The 13,526-nt window shown below is 69.4% G+C and carries 10 protein-coding genes; 6 read left to right on the top strand and 4 right to left on the bottom strand.

Translation table 11 applies throughout. From position 1 onward, the window contains the following. The 3 genes from treS to EPAKOI_RS21715 form a co-directional block, all read right to left on the bottom strand. Positions 1–3,381, bottom strand: a complete 3,381-nt coding sequence (treS, locus tag EPAKOI_RS21725) for a maltose alpha-D-glucosyltransferase (RefSeq protein ID WP_423193643.1) — start codon at positions 3,379–3,381, stop codon at positions 1–3. Next, positions 3,378–6,674 (bottom strand): alpha-1,4-glucan--maltose-1-phosphate maltosyltransferase, encoded by a 3,297-nt coding sequence (locus EPAKOI_RS21720; RefSeq protein ID WP_423193642.1) that lies wholly within the window; start codon positions 6,672–6,674, stop codon positions 3,378–3,380. The genes treS and EPAKOI_RS21720 overlap by 4 nt, the downstream gene beginning before the upstream one ends. Before the next feature lie 306 nt (positions 6,675–6,980). Then, complete coding sequence (locus EPAKOI_RS21715; protein WP_253700205.1) at positions 6,981–7,997, bottom strand: sigma-54 interaction domain-containing protein; 1,017 nt, start codon at positions 7,995–7,997, stop codon at positions 6,981–6,983. A 314-nt stretch (positions 7,998–8,311) separates the two neighbouring features. Between EPAKOI_RS21715 and EPAKOI_RS21710 the strand changes: the two genes are divergently transcribed. The 5 genes from EPAKOI_RS21710 (at position 8,312) to EPAKOI_RS21690 (ending at position 12,341) form a co-directional block, all read left to right on the top strand. Continuing rightward, positions 8,312–9,712 (top strand): sigma-54-dependent transcriptional regulator, encoded by a 1,401-nt coding sequence (locus EPAKOI_RS21710; protein WP_124686240.1) that lies wholly within the window; start codon positions 8,312–8,314, stop codon positions 9,710–9,712. A gap of 132 nt (positions 9,713–9,844) precedes the next feature. Continuing rightward, positions 9,845–10,666, top strand: coding sequence for a sensor histidine kinase (locus EPAKOI_RS21705; RefSeq protein WP_423193641.1), 822 nt, complete (start codon positions 9,845–9,847; stop codon positions 10,664–10,666). A 172-nt stretch (positions 10,667–10,838) separates the two neighbouring features. After that, the gene (locus EPAKOI_RS21700) at positions 10,839–11,165 is read left to right on the top strand and encodes a hypothetical protein (protein WP_124686242.1); all 327 of its coding nucleotides are present in this window, start codon (positions 10,839–10,841) and stop codon (positions 11,163–11,165) included. A 112-nt stretch (positions 11,166–11,277) separates the two neighbouring features. Continuing rightward, positions 11,278–11,847 carry a hypothetical protein gene (locus tag EPAKOI_RS21695; protein ID WP_313838299.1) on the top strand — a complete coding sequence of 190 codons (570 nt, stop codon included), beginning with the start codon at positions 11,278–11,280 and terminating at the stop codon, positions 11,845–11,847. A gap of 29 nt (positions 11,848–11,876) precedes the next feature. Beyond that, entirely contained in the window at positions 11,877–12,341 is a 465-nt protein-coding gene (locus EPAKOI_RS21690; RefSeq protein ID WP_124686244.1) for a PRC-barrel domain-containing protein, read from the top strand. Positions 12,342–12,389: 48 nt separating this feature from the next. Here EPAKOI_RS21690 and EPAKOI_RS21685 read toward each other — a convergent pair whose 3' ends face one another. After that, positions 12,390–12,740 (bottom strand): BON domain-containing protein, encoded by a 351-nt coding sequence (locus tag EPAKOI_RS21685; protein WP_124686245.1) that lies wholly within the window; start codon positions 12,738–12,740, stop codon positions 12,390–12,392. A gap of 220 nt (positions 12,741–12,960) precedes the next feature. On the opposite strand from EPAKOI_RS21685, the gene EPAKOI_RS21680 reads away from it, so the two are divergent. Then, positions 12,961–13,488 (top strand): low affinity iron permease family protein, encoded by a 528-nt coding sequence (locus EPAKOI_RS21680; RefSeq protein ID WP_423193640.1) that lies wholly within the window; start codon positions 12,961–12,963, stop codon positions 13,486–13,488. Positions 13,489–13,526: the final 38 nt, after the last annotated feature.

The raw sequence follows: 13,526 nt of genomic DNA, 5'->3' as shown, positions 1-13,526 counted from the left end.
TCAATCTCCAGTCAGCTTGCGCACGAGCCGGGCCAGGCCGCTGGTGGGCAGGTCGATCCACGCCACGCGGTTGGCGGCCTCGTAGCCCACCTCGTACGCGGCGCGTTCCAGCAGGAACAGGTCCAGCAGCGGCTGTAGCTGTTCGGGCGTGGCCCACGGCTGGGCCGCGGACGCCATCGACTGCTGGTAGCAGTTCAGGAATGCCTCGCCCGCCGTGGTGCGGAAGCGGTCGAGCAGCGCGGCGCGGCGGTCGGCCTGCGCGGGCGGCAGTTGCGCGTGGGTCCGCTCCTGGCGGTCGGTGCCCACGGTGGCCGCGGCGTAGTCGATCGAGCGCAGCAGCCCGGCCACGTCGCGCAGCGGCGACGTCTTGCGGCGCCGGAACGCCAGCGGCTGGCGCGGCTCGCCCTCGAAGTCGACCAGATAGGTGTCGTTCTGCGCAATCAGCACCTGGCCCAGGTGGAAGTCGCCGTGGATGCGCGTCTGCAGGCTGCCCGGCGCCGCGGCGGCCAGACGCGCCACCAGCTTCGGCAGCTTGTCGCGGGCGGCCAGCAGCGTCTCGATGTCGCGCGCGAAGTCGCCCGATGCGGTCTCGCGGCGCGCTTCGAGCAGGCCCAGGGCCTCGTCCAGCGACTTCATCGCTTCCTCGGCCCAGTCGCTGGCCTGCGCGTCGGTGGCAGCCACCGGCGTGAAGGCTTCCTCGTTGGTCTCGCGCGCCAGCACGGCGTGCAACTCGGCCAGGCGCCGGCCCAGCGTGCCGACCATCGTCGCGTAGCCGGTCAGCGCCTCGCCGAACTCGTCGTCGCCGTCGGTCAGCGGCAGTGCGTCGTCGATGGACCGGCTCAGGTAGTCCAGCGTCCAGTCCCAGCCGTCGCCCTGGTTCAGGATGTAGCCCTGCAGCAGCATCAGCGTGTGCGGCGTGCCGTCGGCGCCGGTGCGCACCACCTCGCCCAGCAGCGCGGCGGAATGCCGGTAGCCATTGCTGGTCAGGTAGCGCGTCATCTCGGCCTCGGGGTGAATGCCGCCGGCCACCTTCCGCACCAGCTTCAGCACGCCCGTGTTGCCGTAGGCCAACGAGCTGTTCGACTGCTCGGCCGACATCCACTGCACCGGTTCGGATTCCAGCGGCGCGTCGGCCAGCCCCGGTTCGGGCAGGAAGTGGATGGTGCCGTGCGACACGTCGGCCGACGTGCGGTCGCGCATGGCCTGCACCACGGCGCGGGCATAGGCTTCGACCACGAAGCCATCGGTCGCCACGCCCACGCGCGGGCCGCGCCGCACGCGCGCCATCGACAGGCCGTGCACGAGTTGCGGCATGCCCTCGGTGTTCTCGCGGTCCCACAGCAGCGCCACCGGGAGCTGGTAGCACTCGGTGCGGCCCGGCAGCTGGACCTCCACCTCGCAGTGCCAGACTTCCTCGGTGTTGCCGATCTTGGCCAGTGGCCAGGCGTAGGCCACGTTCACGCGCTCGATGCGCTCGCCCTTCGAGGCGAACCAGCGGCGGCGCGTCAGGTAGTTGGGCAGTACCTCGGTGGTCAGCGCGCGCCGGGCCGACTCGGTGAGTTCGGAGCGGCCCCCGACGTTCTGCAGTACCAGCGTGACTTGATCCACCATCTGTTCCGGGGCGTTGACGTGCCACGACGGCGGCTGCGCGTCTTCGCTGAGCACAAACCAGTAGAAGCCATACGGCGGCAGCGTCAGCAGATAGGTGAGCTGGCCGATGGCGGGGAAGGGCGTGGCGCCCAGCATTTCCACGGGCACGCGGCCGTTGAACTGGGACAGGTCCAACTCCACGGCCTGCGGCGCGCGCGACAGGTTGGCCACGCACAGGATGTGCTCGTTCTCGTACTCGCGCAGGTACGCCAGGATCTTGCGGTTGCCCGGGAACAGGAACCGCAGCGTGCCGCGCCCGAACGCGCGGTGCTGGCGGCGCAGCGCCAGCATGCGGCGCATCCAGTTCAGTTGCGAGTGGGGGTCGCGCGTCTGCGCTTCCACGTTGACGGCCTCGTAGCCGTACAGCGGGCCCTGCAGCGGCGGCAGCACCAGCCGCTCGGGGTCGGCCGACGAGAAGCCGCCGTTGCGGTCGGGCGACCACTGCATCGGCGTACGCACGCCGTCGCGGTCGCCCAGGTGGATGTTGTCGCCCATGCCGATCTCGTCGCCGTAGTAGATCACGGGCGTGCCCGGCATCGAGAACAGCAGGCTGTTCATCAGCTCGATGCGGCGGCGGTCGCGCTCCATCAGCGTGGCCAGCCGGCGGCGGATGCCAAGGTTGATGCGTGCGCGGCGGTCAGAGGCGTAGACCTCCCACAGGTAGTCGCGCTCGCTGCTGGTGACCATTTCCAGCGTCAGTTCGTCATGGTTGCGCAGGAAGATGGCCCACTGGCAGTTCGGCGGCACCTCCGGCGTCTGCCGCATGATGTCCGTGATCGGAAAGCGGTCCTCGCGCGCGATGGCCATGTACATGCGCGGCATCAGCGGGAAGTGGAACGCCATGTGGCATTCGTCGCCCGCGATGCCGCCGTCCGGGCTGGCGGCGCCCGTGGTGTCGGCCGTGCCGCCGCCGCTGGCGCCGCCAAAGTACTGCTGGGCGTCCTCGGGCCACATGTTGGCCTCGGCCAGCAGCATCCGGCCCGGGTAGCGCTCGTCCAGGTGGCGGCGGATCTTGCGGATCACCTCGTGGGTCTCGGGCAGGTTCTCGTTGCTGGTGCCCTCGCGCTCCACCAGGTACGGCACGGCGTCCAGCCGCAGGCCGTCGATGCCGATGTCCAGCCAGAACCGCATGACCGACAGCACCTCGTTGAGCACCTGCGGGTTGTCGAAGTTCAGGTCCGGCTGGTGCGAGTAGAAGCGGTGCCAGAAGTAGGCGCCGGCCTCGGCGTCCCAGCTCCAGTTCGATTTCTCGGTGTCGCAGAAGATGATCCGCGTGCCGGCGTACTTCTGGTCGTTGTCGGACCAGACGTAGTAGTTGCGCGCGGCCGAGCCGGGCTTGGCGCGCCGGGCACGCTGGAACCACGGATGCTGGTCCGACGTGTGGTTGATGACCAGCTCGGTGATCACGCGCAGCCCGCGCGCGTGCGCGGCGGCCACGAAGCGCTTGGCCTCGGCCAGCGTGCCGTAGTCGGGGTGCACGTTGCGGTAGTCGGCAATGTCGTAGCCGTCGTCGCGGCGCGGCGACGGGTAGAACGGCAGCAGCCAGATGGTGTCGACGCCCAGGTTCACCAGGTAGTCGAGCTTGGCCAGCAGGCCGGCAAAGTCGCCGACGCCATCGCCATTGGCGTCGTAGAAGGACTTGATGTGCAGCTGGTAGATGACCGCGTCCTTGTACCAGAGGGGGTCCGCAGTCAACAGGGCGGCGTTGGCGCGCTCCGAGAGTCGCTTCATGCCGGGTCTCCAGGTTGTTGTTGTGGCCTGACGTGCCAGAGCGAGAACGGCAGCTCATGGGGGTTCAGGCGGATGCGCTGGCGTTTGCCATGCCAGGTGAAGCGCCGGCCGAACATCTGGTCCTCGGCCTCCAGCGCCGCGTGGTCCGGCAGGCCCCACTCCCAGAGCGGCAGCTCGATCTCGGACTCGCGCGCGTTGCGCGGGTCCAGGCTGATGGCCGCCAGCAGCACGTCGTCGCCAAACGCGCCCGCGTGCTCGGCCCCGGTGGGCACGAAGCGCGCGAAGTAGAGCACCGCGTCATCGCTGGCGTGGTAGAAGCGCAGCCCCAGGTGGTTTTGCAGCGCCGGGTGGTTGGCGCGGATCTGGTTCAGGCGCGAGATCTCGGCCACGATGTTGCCGGGCTGGTTCCAGTCGCGCACGCGCAGTTCGTACTTCTCGGAATCCAGGTATTCCTCGCGCTCCACGCCGTTCAGGATCAGCGGCGCGCTTTCGCAGACCTCGAAGCCGTTGTACATGCCCCAGAGCCCCGAGAGCAGCGTTGCCAGCGCGGCGCGGATCAGGAACGCCGGGCGCCCGCCGTCGTGCAGGAAGAACGGGTTGATGTCGGGCGTGTTGACGAAGAAGTGCGGGCGGTAGAACTCGCGCAGCGGGCTCTGCGTCAGCTCGGTCATGTACTCGATCAGCTCGGCCTTGGTGTTGCGCCACGTGAAGTACGTGTACGACTGCGAGAAACCGAGCTTGGCCAGCCGCGCCATCATCTTGGGCCGCGTGAACGCCTCGGCCAGGAACAGCGTGTCCGGGTGCTTGGCGCGCACGTCCGCGATCATCCATTCCCAGAACGGCAGCGGCTTGGTGTGCGGGTTGTCCACGCGGAAGATGCGCACGCCCTGGTCGGCCCAGAACATCACCACGTCGCGCAGCGCCTGCCAGAGCTGCTGACCGGCCGGCGGCTGGGCGTAGAAGTCGACGTTGACGATGTCCTCGTACTTCTTGGGCGGATTTTCGGCGTAGCGCAGCGAGCCGTCGGGCCGGTGCGAGAACCATTCGGGATGCTCGCGCAGCCACGGATGGTCGGGCGAGCACTGGATGGCGAAGTCGAGCGCCAGTTCGATGCCCATGTCGGCGGCGGCCTTGCGCAGGCGCTGGAAGTCCTCCATCGTGCCCAGCTGCGGGTGGATGGCGTCGTGCCCGCCCTCGGCGCTGCCGATGGCGTAGGGGCTGCCCACGTCGCCCGGCTCGGCCTTCAGGCTGTTGTTCTTGCCCTTGCGGTGCGCCTGCCCGATCGGGTGGATCGGCGGAAAGTAGAGCACGTCGAAGCCCATCGCGCGAATGGCCGGCAGGCGCCGGATCACGTCGTCGAACGTGCCGTGGCGGTTCACGTCGCCGCTTTCCGAGCGCGGGAACAGTTCGTACCAGCTGGCAAAGCGGCCAGCCAGCCGGTCGGCCTCGACCGGCATCGGCGTGGGGTAGCGGCTGGCGAACGGGCGGCCCGACGGCCTGGCCATTGCCGCGCGCATGGCGGCCTCGGTGCGCGGCGACAGCAGGATTTCCAGCCGCAGCGCGTCGTCGCCGGCGGCGGCCGCCAGGTCGGCCAGGATGGCGCTTGCATCGTCAATCGACTGGCCGTCAGGCGTACCGAGCGTATCGGCCACCAGCCGGGCGCCTTCCTCGATCTCCAGCGCGATGTTCACGCCGGCCTTGCGTTTCTTGCCGACCTCGTCGAGCCAGCTTGCGAACGTGTCGCGCCATGCCTCGACCGTGAATTCATGGCGGCCCAGCGTGGCGATGGGAAAGCTGCTGCGCCAGCGGTCGTTGACGGTGTGGACCATCGGCGACGCATGCCATTCCTGCTCGCCCGGGCCGCGCCACAGCACCGCGGCGGCCAGCTTGTCGTGCCCGTCCATCCAGATGTCGGCGCAGACCTCCACGCGCTCGCCCACGGTGCGCCGCACGGCAAAGCGGCCGTGGTCGGTGGTGGGCGACAGGTTCTCGATGGCCACGCGCGGCGCCTCCATGGCCACGGCCAGCGCGCGGTCGGCGGCCTTGGCTGCGCTGTCGCCGCGCCTGGGCTTGGCCACCGGGACGGCCGGGCTCGGGATCGCCTCGAACAGCCGGATATCGGCCGGCGGCAGCGTGATGGTGCTGCATGGGTCCAGCTTCTGGCCGTTTTCGAGCGTGCCACCCGGGCCGCCGTCGACGGGCGCCAGCGTGGCGGCCGGTTGCGGCAGCGCGCTCAGCACGCGGTCCACGCCGAACGAGGCCGGCTCCATCGGGCACGGGTTCAGCACCACGGTCAGCGCTGGCTCGCCGGCTGCGCCGTTGGCCAGGTGGCGGGGCACGCGCGCCAGCACCGTCAGCGGCGCATCGGGGCCGCTGACCTGCCGCACGGCCACGGCCGGGGCGTCGTCGCGCGCGGCCAGCCACGCGTTGGCCTGCATCAGTTCGTGGGTCAGGTCGTACGGGGCGTCGATGATGTCGTCGGGATGGCCATCGGCCTGCGACGCGGGCGCCGTGTCGATCGCCGCGCCGTCGGCATGGGCGCCGGTCTCGTAGCCGGCCGGTACCAGCCAGCCATCGCCGATGGCGGCGGCCGTCCACAGCGCACGGCGCGCGGCCAGCACGTCCACGCCATTGGGCGCCAGCGCCGGGGTGGCCAGCACGCGGCCAAAGCGGCGCAGGCGGGCGATTTCCTCGGTCAGCCACGCGCTGCGGTAGTCCCACCACGGCAGCGACGAGAACGCCCCGTCGAACGGCGCGGCGGACAGGTCGTCGATCTGCTGCGGGGTGGTGCCGGGCGTCCAGGCCAGGAATACCGGGCTGGCGGCGCCGGACTGGCGGCGCAGCGTCTCGATCAGTTCGGCCCAGTGGCGCCCGGCCACGCGCGACGGGGCGCGGCAGCAGAAGCCGGCCACGCCGGCATCCACCACGTCCCGCAACTGCGCCGTCCACCACGCCAGCAACTGGCTGGCCGTGGCCTCGTCGAACCAGCGCACGCGCACGCCGGGCAGGTGGCTGTCGCTGGCGTCGGGGCTGCCGGCCGGGCGGGCGTGGTCGACCCAGCCGTCGTGCATGCCCGCCGCGTCATGCGGAAAGCGGTCCAGCGACAGGTCGACGAGCGGTGCCAGTCCATGCTGCCGGCAGGCTGCGAATGCCGCCTGAAGCACGTCCGGGCGGGTGTGGGGTGCCGACCATCCGGCCAGCAGGATATGGTCGAAGCCAAGTTTCGCGGCGCGGCCCAGTTGCTCGGGGTCCAGCGCTCTCGCGTTCTTCAGGTTGAGTTGGCAAATGCGCACGTCACACGTCCTCTGGCCGTGGGGCGCCCGTGGGCAGGTTGGGCGCGCGTCATGTCAATTCCGTCCGGACATGCAGAGGCCGTGCCAGATTCGCCGCTTTGGCGGCCATTTCCGGCAGAGTGCGGTGCAGCAAGGAATCGCGCCGGACGGGCGGTTGGGGCGGCGGGCGGCGCTGGGCCGCCGGATGTAAAAAGTGCACGCCCCGGGTGGCGATGGAGTAGGAATGCCCGCTGGCGTTGGGCCGCACTGGTGCACGCGGACAGCCACCGGCGGTGTGATCCAGCGGATACGCGGATGGCGCGGCGGTCAGCTGGAGCGGTAGACGTCCAGGCGGTTGTAGAGCGTCTTCAGGCTGATGCCCAGCGCCTTGGCGGCCTGGCGCTTGTCGCCGTCGAACTTGGCCAGCGTGGCCAGGATGATCTCGCGCTGGGTGTCGGCCAGCGTGGTGCCCACGCGCACGCTGACCACGCCATCCACGGTGGTGGGGCGCGGCGGCTGGCTGGCGAGGCCGGGGTTGCCGATCTCGACCTGGCGGTCGGCCAGGATGTAGGCGCGGTAGATCGTGTTCTTCAGCTCGCGGACGTTGCCGGGCCAGTCGTAGCGCACCAGCCGTTCGAGGGAGCCGGGCGAGAACGTCTTCTCGGTCTGCTCCATCGTGTTGAATTCGTCCAGGAAGTGCCGGGCCAGCGGGATGATGTCCTCCGTCCGCTCGCGCAGCGGCGGGATATGCAGCGGAAAGACGGCCAGGCGGTACAGCAGGTCCTCGCGCAACTGGCCGTCGCGCACGGCATCCATCGGGTCGCGGTTGGTGGCGGCCAGGATGCGCACGTCGCTGACCAGCGGGGCGTCGCCGCCCACGCGGTGGAACGAGCGGCTTTCCAGCACGCGCAGCAGCTTGATCTGCATCTCCACCGGCATTTCGGTGACTTCGTCCAGGAACAGCGTGCCGCCCTGGGCCTGCTCGAAGTAGCCGGCCTTCTGCTCCAGCGCGCCCGTGAAGCCGCCTTTCTCGTGGCCGAACAGTTCGGATTCGATCAGCGTGGGCGCGATGGCGCCGCAGTTCACGGCCACGAACGGGCCGCTCCGGCGCGTGCTGCGCTCGTGCACGGCGCGCGCCACCACTTCCTTGCCGCTGCCGCTTTCGCCCACGGCGAGCATGGTGACGTCGGTGGCGGCCACGCGATTCAGCTGACCGATCAGCCGTTGCATGGCGGGGGAGGTGCTTTCCCAGAGCAGCGAGACCTGCGCGGGTGCGGCGCGGCGTCCCGATGCGCGAGGCGGGGCGGCGGGGCGGCCGGAAGGTAGCGTGGCAGTGGTCGACACGGGCGTGAAGGGGGCCTCCTGCCCGGCCGGCCCGCGCGGTGGCGGACGGGTTCGGGGGCGCAGGCACGTCGCAATGGTGGAAGATGCCTATCATGCTATCTGTTCAGGCGGCGGGTGGCTACCGCCTGAAACGCTGTCGCGGCAAGGTCCCACAGGCGTGTCAGACGGACACTGGCATAACGGCGCAGCCACTGTCGCTACACTTCAGGCTATCCTCAGGCGCGTGCCGTCCCGTACGCGCCGTGATCCCATTAGCCACGCCCCGCGGGCCATGACAAACAGACGCCGGTCATACGACGCTTCCACGTTCTCCTATGCCACATATCCTGATCGTTGACGACGACGAGAACGCCTGCGCGGCGCTGGCGGAAATCGTCGCGATCGAAGGCTTTTCCTCCGCCACCGCCGGCACCCTGCGCGAGGCGCGGCTGCAGATTGGCTGGCGCATGCCGGACGCCATCCTGGCCGACCTGCGCCTGCCCGACGGCAACGGCATGGAGCTGTTCGACGAGGTGGGCTCCGCCGGGGTCGAAGTCATCCTGACCACCGGCTACGCCAGCGTGGAATCGGCCGTCGAGGCGCTGCGCCTGGGCGCCACCGACTACCTGGTCAAGCCGATCAACGTGACGCGGCTGCAGACCGTGCTCAAGCGGATCGCCACAACCAGCGAGCTGCGCGCCGAGGTGCATTCGCTGCGCGGCGAGCTGCGCCGCTACGGCCGCTTTGGCCGCCTGCTGGGCAGCTCCGAGGCCATGCAGTCGGTCTACGACCAGTTGAGCAAGGTGGGCCCGACCGAGGCCACCGTGCTGCTGATCGGCGAGAGCGGCACCGGCAAGGAACTGGCCGCGCAGACCGTGCACGAGCTGTCGCAGCGGCGCCGCCAGCCGTTCCTGGCCGTGAACTGCGGCGCCATTTCGCCGACGCTGATCGAGACCGAGATGTTCGGCCACGAGCGCGGCAGCTTCACGGGCGCCGACCGCCAGCACAAGGGTTACTTCGAACGCGCCGACGGCGGCACGCTGTTCCTGGACGAAATCACCGAGATGCCGCTGGAGCTGCAGGTCAAGCTGCTGCGGGTGCTGGAAACCGGCTCGTTCATGCGCGTGGGGACCAACCGCGAGACCCACGCCGACGTGCGCGTGCTGGCTGCCACGAACCGGAATCCGGAAGAAGCGGTAGCCGACGGCAAGCTGCGCGCCGACCTGTATCACCGGCTCAACGTGTTCCCGATCGAGCTGCCGCCGCTGCGCGCGCGCGGCGACGACGTGGTGCAGATCGCCAACACGATGCTGGAGCAGCTCAACGCGGAGCAGGGCACGCAGCGCCGGTTCTCGTCGGCGGTGCTGGAAAGCCTGCGCATGCATTCGTGGCCGGGCAACGTCCGCGAGCTGCGCAACTTCGTGCAGCGCGCCTACATCATGGCCGACCAGGACGTGATCACCGAGGTCCAGATCCCGCTGCAGGTGGCCGCGGCGCCCAGCGCCGGCACCGCGGTGGTGTCCGTGCCGGTGGGCATGTCGCTGGCCGAGGCCGACCGCCAGCTGATCTTCGCCACGCTGGAGCAGTGCGCCGGCGTGAAGAAGCACGCGGCTGAAATTCTGGGCATCAGTTTGAAGACTTTGTACAACCGTCTGGAGGACTACGCCGCGAAAGGCGAACTGCCGGAGTGGCTGAGGGCTTCTCGCAGCAGCGATGCCGCGCCGCCCGCCGCATGATGGCGGCGGCAAAAAGCGGCGGCGGGGGCATGCGGCGGTGCGCCGGACACGGGCTGACCGTGCCAGCGCACGGTTCTTGCGTGCCGGAGCCCGTGGAGGTTCCTGATTCGATTGCCTTACCGACGGTTGACCATGACTGACGCTCCGCGTATCCCCCCTTCCGCCGTGTCCGCCGACAGTGGAGGCGCAACCGGGCAGGCGCCTGCCACGGTGCGCAGCATTGGCGAGGTATCCGCGCTGATCGAGCAGGCATCGCATGACCTGCGGTCGTCCCTGAATGCTATCCAGAGCTGGAGCTATGTGCTGGACCGTTCCATCGACACGCTGGCCGCCCCGGCGCAGCGCGCGCTGGACGGCATGCGTTCCGGCATGCAGCAGCAACTGGCGCTGATCGAGGAAATGGAAGAAGGCGTGCGGCTGCTGGCCGACGAGCGCGCGCCGACCTGGGAAGACACCGACCTGCGCATGCTGGCCGCGCTGGCCATCGAGGACAAGCGGCCCGCGGCCGAGGCGCGCGGCGTCATCCTGTCGCCGCTGGAATGCCACGACGACCACGGGCTCGGATTTGCCGTGCCCGGCGATTCCCTGCGGGCCGGGCCGCTGCTGCGGCATCTGCTGGTGCACTGCCTGTGGCGCGCGCCGGCGGGCGGTTCCGTGCGCGTGCACCTGAGCGCGGAGCCGGACTTCGTCAAGTTCCGCGTGACCGAAAGCCCGCCCGTGGACCGCTCGCGCGGCGCCAGCCGGCTGTCGGCGCTGAGCGAGTTCTTCGACCGCCGGCCGCCCGACAACGGCGGCCATTCGCCGCGCCAAAGCACGGCGCTGCTGCTGACCCGCCGCATGGTCGAACTGCAGGGCGCGGTGCTGACCGCCGAGAACCAGGATTGCGACAGCGACAACGTCACGGTCTGCATTGCGGTGCGCTTTCCGCGCGCCATCAGCGCCCGCCCAACCTGAGCACTTTTTACCGCTTGGCGCACAATCTGCAGCGCCAGGCCGGGCATCTTCCCCCCTGATCCCTGTGCTGGCGCGCCGTGGCGCGCACGTTGGCGCTGGCCCGCCGTTTGCATCGTTGTTCGACGCAGCCCCGCAGACAGGGCGCGGACGTCATTCGAACAGGAGAGATGCCATGGCACAAGCCAAAGCCTCGAAGGAATCCCAGAAGCCTTCCGCCAAGCCGTCCACCGCGTCGGCCGACCAGGCTAGCAAGGGCAAGGCCGACAAGGCCAAGAAAACCTACCAGGAAGCCGTTGACGAGTCACTGGACATGACCTTCCCGGCCAGCGACCCGATCTCGCCCAGCGCGGCAGCCCATGCCGAGCGCCAGACCGCCACCAAGCGCGACGACGTGGACTGGACCCTGAAGAAGGGCAGCGAGCACCAGCCGGCCGGCGAGAAGGCCGCGGCACATCGGCCCGGCGCCACCGACAAGGGCGGCGACAAGAAAAAGCGCTGATTCGAAAAGCGCTGATCCCGCCGCAGCCGGCGGCGACTTTTCCGCGCGACGGGTCGCGAAGTGTGCGCCCCGAGACCATTGCACTGCAACATGCCTTGAACGGAGCCTCAGGATGTCTACGATCATCGCAGGACGATTCGAAACGTTCGACCGGGCCGAGACCACCGCATCGCGATTGATGGCCCAGGGTGTCAGGCAGGACGATCTGACCATGTTCTATGTGAACCCGCCGGGACAGCACGGCACCTATCCGATTGGAGGCGACGAAGCCGTGGACCCGGCCGCGCGCAAGGCCGGGCCGGGCGCCGGGCGCGGCATCGTGATCGGCGCGGCCATCGGCTTTGCCATTGGCATCTGCCTGGTGGCGGCGGCGCGCGCGTGGTTTGCCACGGCCGCCCCGCAGCCATGGGTGCTGGTGCTGGTGATGGCGTTTGCCACGGGGCTGGGCGCCTACGCCGGGTCCCTGATGGGTGCGCTGGCCAAGACCGATGCACGCAGCGGCCCGGTGCGGCATGCGGGCGTGCTGCTGGCGGCGCACGTGAGCGCGGACAACACGTCGCTGGTGGCCAACGAACTGCGCCGCAACGGGGCGCAGGACGTGGAGCGCGCGGAAGGCCAGTGGCGCGACGGCCGCTGGGAAGACTTCGACCCCCTGCGGCCGCCCGTTCCGGCTGGCCGCTGAGTTTTTCATCCACCAGGAGGAATTTGCACATGAAGCCCTTGGACCCCCAGGTACCGCCGGCCGACACGCCGCCGCGCGGTGCCGCGATCATCGGTGACGTCGACCAGACCGGCGCGGGCTGCGGCCCGTTCGTGATGGCGTCCGACACGCTGGAAGGCAACAAGGTGGTGGACCCGTCCGGCGAGGAAATCGGCACCATCGACCACATCATGCTCGACGTGCTGGGCGGCCGGATTGCCTATGCCGTGCTGGCCATGGGCGGCTTCCTTGGCATCGGCGAAAAGCTTCACGCGCTGCCGTGGTCCGCGCTGACGCTGGACACGCGCCGCAAATGCTTCGTGCTGGGCGTGGAGAAGGACCGCATCAAGGCCGCGCCGGGCTTCGACAAGGAGCACTGGCCGACCATGGCCAATTCGCAATGGGCCACCAGCATCCACGAGTACTACGGCATTTCGCCGTACTGGGAGAAGGACCGGTACGACCCGTGGGGGTGAGGCAGGTGATATTGCCTGCTGGGAGCCAGCTCCCAGCAGGCTGCTGCCTCAAACCTTGTGATTCACCTGCCCGGCCGGCTTTTCCGCCGGGTCGGCGCGCATGCCCGTGGCCTGGGGCGGCTGGCCCATCGGCTCGGCGGGCGGAGGCACGCGCGTGGTGAGCTGGTTCGACACGCCCAGGATGCCTGGCGGCGTCGACGCGGCCTTTTCGATCCGTTGCGCGATATCGATGTCCTCCACCTGGCCCGTGATCGTCACGCGCCGGTCCACCACGTGCACGGCCACGCCGTCGGGCATGTCGCCGCCGCAGAATTCGGCGATGCAGGTGCCCACGCGCTCGCGCAGCAGTTCGTCTTCGTCGTCGGGGCTGGTGCGGCCCGGGGCTTCGCTTTCGGTCATGGCAGTCCTCGTCGGTCATGGGATACGCGCGGCACGATGCCGCGCCCGTGCGGAGAGCAGCAATCGTCATGCCCACCGCGCGCCCGCGGCGCCGGGTCGTGGCTTGTAAATACGACGTGTCACGGTGCCGGATGACATCCTTGTAGGACGCCACCGACTGAAACTGCATGAGGGCGCTCCCTACAATGTAGACAGTCCCGCTTGTCCCAGGGAGTCAGACATGAGCCAGCAGAAGACGCGCAGCCTTTTTCATCTGTTCGACCGCTTTGCCGGCGCCGCCACGCAGCAGGCCGGGTCGCCGGTCGCGTTCGCGCTGGCGGTGTTCGTGGTGGCCGCGTGGGCCATCACCGGGCCGATGTTCGGCTATTCGGAAACCTGGCAGCTCGTGATCAACACCGGCACCACGATCGTCACGTTCCTGATGGTGTTCCTGATCCAGCAGAGCCAGAACAAGGATTCGATCGCGGTGCATTTGAAGCTGAACGAACTGCTGGCGTCGCACCGCGAGGCCAGCAACCACCTGGTGGCCATCGAGGACCTCGACGAGGAGGAATTGCGGCAGCTCGTGAAGTTCTATCGCCATCTTGCCGAACTGGCCGACGAGGAGGGCGACGTCAAGTGCAGCCACTCGATCGACGAGGCCAACGAGAACCACGCGCAGAAGGCCCGGGCCCGCCACGCCCGGGGCAGCAAGCCCCCGGCGCAGGACAAGCGCGACACGCACAGCGAGACTTCGGCCGTGGCCTGAGCCGCGGCACCCCGTCCGTCAATGCAGGAGATGCGGCC

The organism is Cupriavidus sp. H18C2 (assembly GCF_049393795.1).
GTDB classification, from domain to species: Bacteria; Pseudomonadota; Gammaproteobacteria; order Burkholderiales; family Burkholderiaceae; genus Cupriavidus; species Cupriavidus pauculus_C.
This window is presented reverse-complemented; position numbering and strand designations above follow the sequence as displayed.

Coding starts and splice junctions, on each gene's coding strand:
- EPAKOI_RS21685 (WP_124686245.1), bottom strand. CDS start 12,740: ATGACCGAAAGCGAAGCCCCGGGCCGCACCAGCCCCGACGACGAAGAC.
- EPAKOI_RS21680 (WP_423193640.1), top strand. CDS start 12,961: ATGAGCCAGCAGAAGACGCGCAGCCTTTTTCATCTGTTCGACCGCTTT.
- EPAKOI_RS21710 (WP_124686240.1), top strand. CDS start 8,312: ATGCCACATATCCTGATCGTTGACGACGACGAGAACGCCTGCGCGGCG.
- EPAKOI_RS21695 (WP_313838299.1), top strand. CDS start 11,278: ATGTCTACGATCATCGCAGGACGATTCGAAACGTTCGACCGGGCCGAG.
- EPAKOI_RS21705 (WP_423193641.1), top strand. CDS start 9,845: ATGACTGACGCTCCGCGTATCCCCCCTTCCGCCGTGTCCGCCGACAGT.
- treS (WP_423193643.1), bottom strand. CDS start 3,381: ATGAAGCGACTCTCGGAGCGCGCCAACGCCGCCCTGTTGACTGCGGAC.
- EPAKOI_RS21690 (WP_124686244.1), top strand. CDS start 11,877: ATGAAGCCCTTGGACCCCCAGGTACCGCCGGCCGACACGCCGCCGCGC.
- EPAKOI_RS21700 (WP_124686242.1), top strand. CDS start 10,839: ATGGCACAAGCCAAAGCCTCGAAGGAATCCCAGAAGCCTTCCGCCAAG.